Here is a 7,328-nt window from a genome sequence, read left to right as displayed (position 1 = left end):
GTTGATTTTGGTGTAGGAACTTTAATTATACAGGCTCATATTGAATGGGTCTTTTTTTATTTATTTTGAGTGGTGCACTTAATATTACAATTCGTCATAAAAAAACACGCTCATACTTGAGCGTGTTTTACGATGATTAATCGCGACCGTAATATTCGATAATACCGTTTGTGATACCTTCTGCTACAACAGCACGATATGCATCTGTATTGATGCGAGATAGTTCGCTAGGGTTTGACACAAATCCTAGTTCTACTAGTGTTGCGAATACTGAATTTTCACGTAGCACCATAACATTTTGATATTTTAAACCACGGTCTTTCATTGTTGGGTATTCTTCTTTAATTGCTTCAGCCATATTTTTATGAATGGTATTAGCAAATTCTTTTGAAGTTGATTGATAATACAATGTTTCAATACCTGCGGCTGATGATGCTGCAGCTGAATTATAGTGTAAACTAATGAAAGCATTTGCACCTTTTTTAGCTGCTAATTTTGCGCGTAAGCCAAGGTCTGTTGTCTTGTTAGAAGAAAGAGCGCCTGTGCCTTCGCGTGTCATGTAAACTGTACCGCCAACAGATTCGATTTGTGCTTTTAATGCTTTAGCTGATGCTAATGTAAGTGTTGATTCACTAACATATTTACCAGATAAATCTTTACCGCCTGCACCAGGATCACCACCGCCGTGACCAGCGTCAACAACGACTTTGATACCAGCTAATGAACCGTTTACTGGTTTTGAAACTTGGTCCGGTTTTTCAGTTGTTACAGTTGTGTCAGATGTTTTTAAAGAAATCCAACCTTTTTGTGAATCGCTATATTGGATTTCAGCCCAATTTGAATCCGAAACGCGTAAAATGCGTGCTGAGTAATTTGTAGAAACTGTACCTAATTTTGGAGCCACTGTTGAAGGTAGGCTACGTACATTCATGTCATCATGAACAAGTACATATTTAATTTGAGATGGAGCGCTCGCAGTGAAGGAAATATTCGTTGTTGATTTGAAACCATAGCGCTCATCTGCATTAATCCAACCTGTTTTACTACCGTAAGTTACTTGAATCCAACCATTTTTAGCTGTTTTTTTGATTGTTACTTTAGCGCCGTAAGGAATTGTAACGCCAACTTTTTTACTTGAAACCGTATAAGAAGCACGCATGTTTAAACCTGTTGGTTCAGTTACATAATAATACGTTTTCTTAGCAGGAGTAGTAGCGGTAACCGTTTTAACTGCTTTTAAGTATTTCGCGTTTACCCAGCCTGTTTTTGAAGCTGTGTATTTTACTTGCCACCAATTTCCTTTAGTTTTTACTTTTGTTACAATTGCGCCTTTTTTAAGTGTTTTAACCTTTGAATATTTCACACCTGGGCCAATTCGTACGTTTAACGAGTCCGTTGTTTTATATGTGGTCGTTGCCGCATGCGAAGTGCCAGGTTTAGAAATCATGACCGTTGAAATGACAAGCATTGCAGCGATCATAAATAGCATGATTTTTGATAATTTTTTATTCATGATCGTCCTCCCTTTCTTATATAGTATAAAATTTTCCCATCAAAAAGCTAGTATATTTCAAAAATGTTACAACTTTGACATGAACGAAATATCATGTAACATTTCAGAAAAAGTTGACATCTCCCTTATTTCTTATTATGATATGAAGTAATCTGACATTATTAACAAATACCTATGACCGAGCAAGTAGCTAATTTCAAGACATTTTCCAGAGAGAGAAAATCATGGCTGAAAGTTTTCTTATGATGTGAATTAGTGAATAACACTCGTGAGGTTTTTCTTCGAAACGCAGCAGGCTTATTAGGGGAAAACGGAATCGGCCGTTATCCGATTAGAGAGGGTTATTACAAAGTAATGACCAACTAGGGTGGAACCGCGGAAGCTGAATTTAATGAGCTGTCGTCCCTTGCATTTATTGCAAGGGACGGCGGCCTTTTTTATTTTCCGTCCCTTCTCGACACGTAATTCAGTATTTTTGAAAGGAGCATACACATGACGTTTAAAGTACCAAGAGGAACACAGGATATCCTACCAGAGCAATCAGCAAAATGGCAAAAAGTAGAGGAAACTATTCGTCATCTATGCCACACATATCGCTATGAAGAAATTCGTACACCGATGTTTGAATCAACTGAATTATTCCAACGCGGTGTGGGGGATACAACTGACATCGTACAAAAAGAAATGTACACATTTACAGACCGTGGTAATCGTTCATTAACATTACGTCCTGAAGGTACAGCTGGAGCAGTACGTGCTTACGTAGAACATAAACTATATGGTTTACCAGACCAACCAGTGAAACTTTCATATATTGGACCAATGTTCCGTTATGAACGCCAACAAGCAGGTCGCTATCGTCAATTTGTACAATTTGGTGTTGAAGCAATCGGCAGTAAAGATCCAGCAATTGATGCAGAAGTTATCTCACTTGCAATGAATGTATATCGCACAGTTGGCTTAACAGATTTAAAATTAGTGATTAATTCACTAGGCGATAAGGAGGTTCGTGAAGCGCATCGTACCGCGCTGATTAACCACTTTGAACCACATATTCACGAATTTTGTTCAGATTGTCAAAATCGTTTAGAAAAAAATCCATTACGCATTTTAGACTGTAAAGTAGACCGTGAAAATCCATTGATGGAAACGGCACCTTCTTTAACAGATTTCTTAAATGAAGAATCTGCAACATACTTCGAAAAAGTAAAACATTATTTAGATTTACTAGGTATCGAATATGAAGTAGATCCAAACCTTGTACGTGGTCTTGACTACTACAATCACACAGCATTTGAAATCATGAGCACATCTAAAGGATTTGGTTCGATTACAACGCTTTGTGGTGGTGGTCGTTACCATGGTTTAGTGCAAGAAGTCGGTGGTCCAGACATGGCCGGTATCGGTTTTGCGATGAGTATCGAACGTTTATTACTTGCATTAGAAGCAGAAGGTAAAGAATTAGAAACAGATAGTGCGCTAGAAGTATTCATTGTATCGATGGATGACGCCGCTAAAGAAAAAGCAGTAGAGCTTGCAAGCACCTTCCGTGCAAAAGGCATCGCTACTGAAATTGACTACGCGAGTCGTAAAATGAAAGCGCAAATGAAAGCCGCAGACCGTCAAGGTGCAAAATGGGTTCTTGTGTTAGGTGAACAAGAGCTTGCTGACAACGCTGCAGCTGTGAAGAATATGGAAACTGGTACACAAGAAAAAGTGCCATTCCATGATTTAGTGAACTACTTACAAACACATTAATTGGAGGAATTACACAATGGCAACACGTACACATGAGTGTGGAGTTTTACGCGCTGAAAATGTTGGCGAGCGCGTCGTATTAAAAGGTTGGGTACAATATCGTCGTGACTTCGGTGGTTTAATTTTCATCGACTTACGCGACCGTACAGGTTTAACACAAGTTGTTTTCACCCCAGAAAACTCTCAAGCAGCATTAGATTTAGCAGATTCATTCCGTAGTGAATATGTAATCGAAGTTGAAGGGGAAGTGCGTGCACGTACACCAGAAATGGTTAACCCAAACTTAGATACAGGCGCTATCGAAGTGTATGTTGATAACGTAACATTAATTAACAAAGCACAAACACCACCATTCCAAATTGAAGACCGCATTCAAGTAAATGAAGATTTACGTTTAAAATATCGTTACCTAGACTTACGTCGTCCTGTAATGTACAAAACTTTTAAATTACGTTCTGACGTAACAAAAGTAGTACGTAACTTCTTACAAGATGAAGGTTTCTTAGAAGTAGAAACACCAATCTTAACAAAATCAACTCCAGAAGGCGCACGTGACTATTTAGTACCATCACGTGTTCATGATGGTGAATTTTATGCACTGCCACAATCACCACAATTATTCAAACAATTATTAATGGTTTCTGGTTTCGAACGTTACTTCCAAATCGCACGTTGCTTCCGTGATGAAGATTTACGTGCTGACCGTCAACCGGAATTCACACAAATCGATATGGAAATGAGCTTCTTAGACCAAGAACAAATTCTTGATATTAACGAACGCTTAATCCAAAAAGTAATGAAAGAAGTTAAAGGCATCGATGTACCACGTCCATTCCAACGTATGAAATATGACGATGCAATGGCACGTTACGGTTCAGATAAACCAGATGTTCGTTTCGATTTAGAATTAATTGATTTAACAGATGTTGTAGATGGCTGTGGCTTCAAAGTATTTGCTCAAACAGTTGCAGATGGTAAACAAGTTAAAGGTTTAAACATCAAAGGTGCAAATGATAAATATTCTCGTAAAGATTTAGATGAATTAACAAAATTCGTTGGTCGTTACGGTGCTAAAGGTCTTGCATGGATTAAAGTTACTGAAACAGGCGTTGAAGGTTTAACAGGTCCTATCGGTAAATTCTTCCAAGATGACTACGGCGTGAAATTAATGGAATGTATGGGTGCAGAACCTGGCGATACATTAGTATTCGTAGCTGATAAAGCAGCAGTAGTAGCAGACGCTCTAGGCGCTTTACGTAAAAAATTAGGTAAAGATTTAGGTTTAATTGACGAATCTCGCTTTGCATTCCTATGGATTACGGATTGGCCATTACTTGAATATGATGAAGAAGCGGGTCGTTACTCTGCAGCTCACCACCCATTCACTCGTCCATTCGATGAAGATTTAGAATTAATGGATACAGATCCTGGTAAAGTTCGCGCTCAAGCGTACGATATCGTGCTTAATGGTTACGAATTAGGTGGCGGTTCATTACGTATTTATGAAAAAGATCTACAAGAAAAAATGTTCAAAGCACTTGGTTTCACACAAGAACAAGCGCAAGAACAATTTGGTTTCTTAATGGATGCTTTTGAATACGGCGTTCCTCCACATGGTGGTTTAGCATTCGGTCTTGACCGTTTCATCATGTTATTATCTGGTCGTGATAACTTACGTGACACAATTGCGTTCCCTAAAACAGCTTCAGCTAGCTGCTTATTAACAGACGCACCATCAGCTGTAGCAACGGCTCAACTTGATGATTTACACATTCGTGTTAAAACAATGGCTGACGAAGATTAATTGTTGAATGATGAAGGCTCGTACGATTTGCGAAAGCGATGACTACGAGCTTTTTTTATTTCATAAAATAATAATGTAAACGTTTTATTAGATAAAAAAGTTGCGCAAAATAGAATAAAGTGATAGTATAACTGTAACGACAAATCCTGCGGTGTACGACAGCTGCAATCAGTTTTGACCGAACATATTTATTTTTGAGATTTTGTTCATATACAACTTTTTAGATCATGCCTGTTAGGTGGGACTTTCGAGCAAGTTGTGCGAACAAATAACTGCTTTAAGCGGGCTCAAAACGATGTGAAAACTGACGGCACAATGGGATTTGTTTTTTTGTGTGTAAAAAGGGTATATGAATCGATACAAAGAGATTGTCCATACTTTATGAGGACAATCTCTTTTTTCGGATTGATTTCAAAAGGGAGGTGGAAGGTTTGAAGAAACAACCTATAACACAAAAAAACATTGCCCCGGTAGAATATCACTTCATGACCATCAAACAAAAATTTGTACAACAATTTTTAACGAAATATGAAAATGATTTTGATCAAGTAAAACGCTGGCTATCTCCTATGTTTTTTCAAGAAATGGAGAAAAAACTAGATGAACATACGGCTAGAAGACTTGCGGAAGATAGCTATTTCTTTTTGAGTGGCGTCGTACCATACTGGCCGCATTTTATTATGGAACGTATGAAGAAAGAACCACAATCAAAATTAAAAAAACTCATCCATACATGGCACCAACCCATATTTTTCTTTGGTGAAATTATTGATGTAACAGATCGTTATGTAGCCATTGAGCATGCATGGACAAAAGAAATTGTCTACGTGCTTGATTTTTCTGCTATGCCACACCATATTGGAGAAAATACGTTATTATTACTTGTAAAAGGATTAGAAGAAAATATTTATTATTCGCTTAGTATGGGAATTATTTTAACCAAGGCAAGTGATTCTTTATTTGAAGCATGGAACAAACTTTATAAGGTTACAGCGTTACCTTATAAAGATTTCTTTCAGCAGCATATCGATGATTGTTGGCGATTACTCATTTCAGAAACATCGCTAAGTAGTAATACGATGCGTACAGACAAAAAGCAATTGCTAGTCATGCTAGATGCAGCGTTAATTGAATTGGATATTAAAAGTGAGCCTTTATTTTTATTTACACATCGGTATGTGACAACTAAGCACATAAAGGCGCGTAAGAAAGGTGGTTTCATTGCAGGCGTATTACAATTTGGCATGAAGTTTAATTTTATTCCACCTATTTTAACCGTTACACAATTAGCAACGATTTGTGATGTTTCGAAAACGACCGTATATAGTTATACAGCTCAATTAGAAAACTATTATAAAGAGGAGTTTTCTGAATGGCATTTGTTAGAAGATGAGCAGACTTTATATTGTTCTGGAACAGATGCGACGATTATAGATCGAGAAAAATGGCAATTAGCGCGACTATGTGATGAGCGTAGCATTGAAGACGAGGTCACACGTAAACGATTGCAAAAAGCGAAGAATATTGAATTTATACCGAAGAATGCGCATGATTTAGCACAACATTTTGCTTATTTAGCATATGAGCAAACACATGACCAACAACGATTCGACTTTGCACAAACATCCTTTTCGTACGATAAAAATTGTGTAGATGCTTTGTTATTATTAAGCGATTATAAAGGAAATGAAACATACTTACAGCGTGCACTAGAACTAAGTGAAAAATCTTCTGATATGGAACGTAATAGGGCATACTTTAAAGCTGCGGCAGTTTCTTTTGATATGCGAAATTTTGAAAAATCATTTGATTATTTGAATCAAATGACTACTTGGACAGTTGAACAGCAATATTTACGCCTAGCCGTCCTTAGTGCATTAGGTGAAGATAGAGCTTCTAAACGTTTGCTTGCTACCTTACCAGATAATGCACTAACACGTTGGTTTACTTGGGCATATCATCCAATTGCAGAGAATTATAATATTGCGGTTATGATGAATGCATTCGTAGACAAATATCGTCAACGAGATATTGACCCGTTAGCATATCCAAGGCATTGTTTTTATACAGAGGGGTGCCCAGTACAAGGCAGATTGATTTATTTGTTACTGTATCCGATGCTACAACGAAATTATTAAATGCTTTAATTAAAAAGAGGCTGGGACAAAACCCTAGTCAATAAGAAAAGACATTCACGATTTTATTCAAATCATGAATGTCTTTTTTATCTGCTTGTCAGCCGTTGTTCATCGT

General features: G+C 37.4%; 4 protein-coding genes, 1 other RNA gene and 1 other annotated feature. Of the genes, 4 read left to right on the top strand and 1 reads right to left on the bottom strand.

Going from position 1 to position 7,328, the window contains the following annotated elements; genetic code table 11:
- Positions 1–136: 136 nt before the first annotated feature.
- Complete coding sequence (locus ACFSY7_RS10780) at positions 137–1,513, bottom strand: N-acetylmuramoyl-L-alanine amidase (RefSeq protein WP_139992484.1); 1,377 nt, start codon at positions 1,511–1,513, stop codon at positions 137–139.
- A gap of 165 nt (positions 1,514–1,678) precedes the next feature.
- Positions 1,679–1,923, top strand: a binding site (T-box leader).
- Between the two features lie 82 nt (positions 1,924–2,005).
- On the opposite strand from ACFSY7_RS10780, the gene hisS reads away from it, so the two are divergent.
- The 4 genes from hisS (at position 2,006) to ACFSY7_RS10760 (ending at position 7,213) form a co-directional block, all read left to right on the top strand.
- Positions 2,006–3,271 (top strand): histidine--tRNA ligase, encoded by a 1,266-nt coding sequence (hisS, locus tag ACFSY7_RS10775; RefSeq protein WP_126991104.1) that lies wholly within the window; start codon positions 2,006–2,008, stop codon positions 3,269–3,271.
- A gap of 16 nt (positions 3,272–3,287) precedes the next feature.
- Positions 3,288–5,075: an aspartate--tRNA ligase gene (aspS, locus tag ACFSY7_RS10770; RefSeq protein WP_380147830.1), complete on the top strand. Its 1,788-nt coding sequence runs from the start codon at positions 3,288–3,290 to the stop codon at positions 5,073–5,075.
- Between the two features lie 140 nt (positions 5,076–5,215).
- Positions 5,216–5,401, top strand: a non-coding RNA gene (ssrS, locus tag ACFSY7_RS10765) — 6S RNA.
- A gap of 105 nt (positions 5,402–5,506) precedes the next feature.
- A complete protein-coding gene (locus ACFSY7_RS10760) occupies positions 5,507–7,213 on the top strand; it encodes a hypothetical protein (RefSeq protein WP_380147829.1) in 1,707 nt (568 codons plus the stop codon).
- Positions 7,214–7,328: the final 115 nt, after the last annotated feature.

Source organism: Kurthia populi, assembly GCF_042686175.1.
Lineage (GTDB): Bacteria > Bacillota > Bacilli > Bacillales_A > Planococcaceae > Kurthia > Kurthia populi.
The sequence above is the reverse complement of the archived record's forward strand: the minus strand, read 5'-3'. Positions and strand labels throughout refer to the sequence as shown.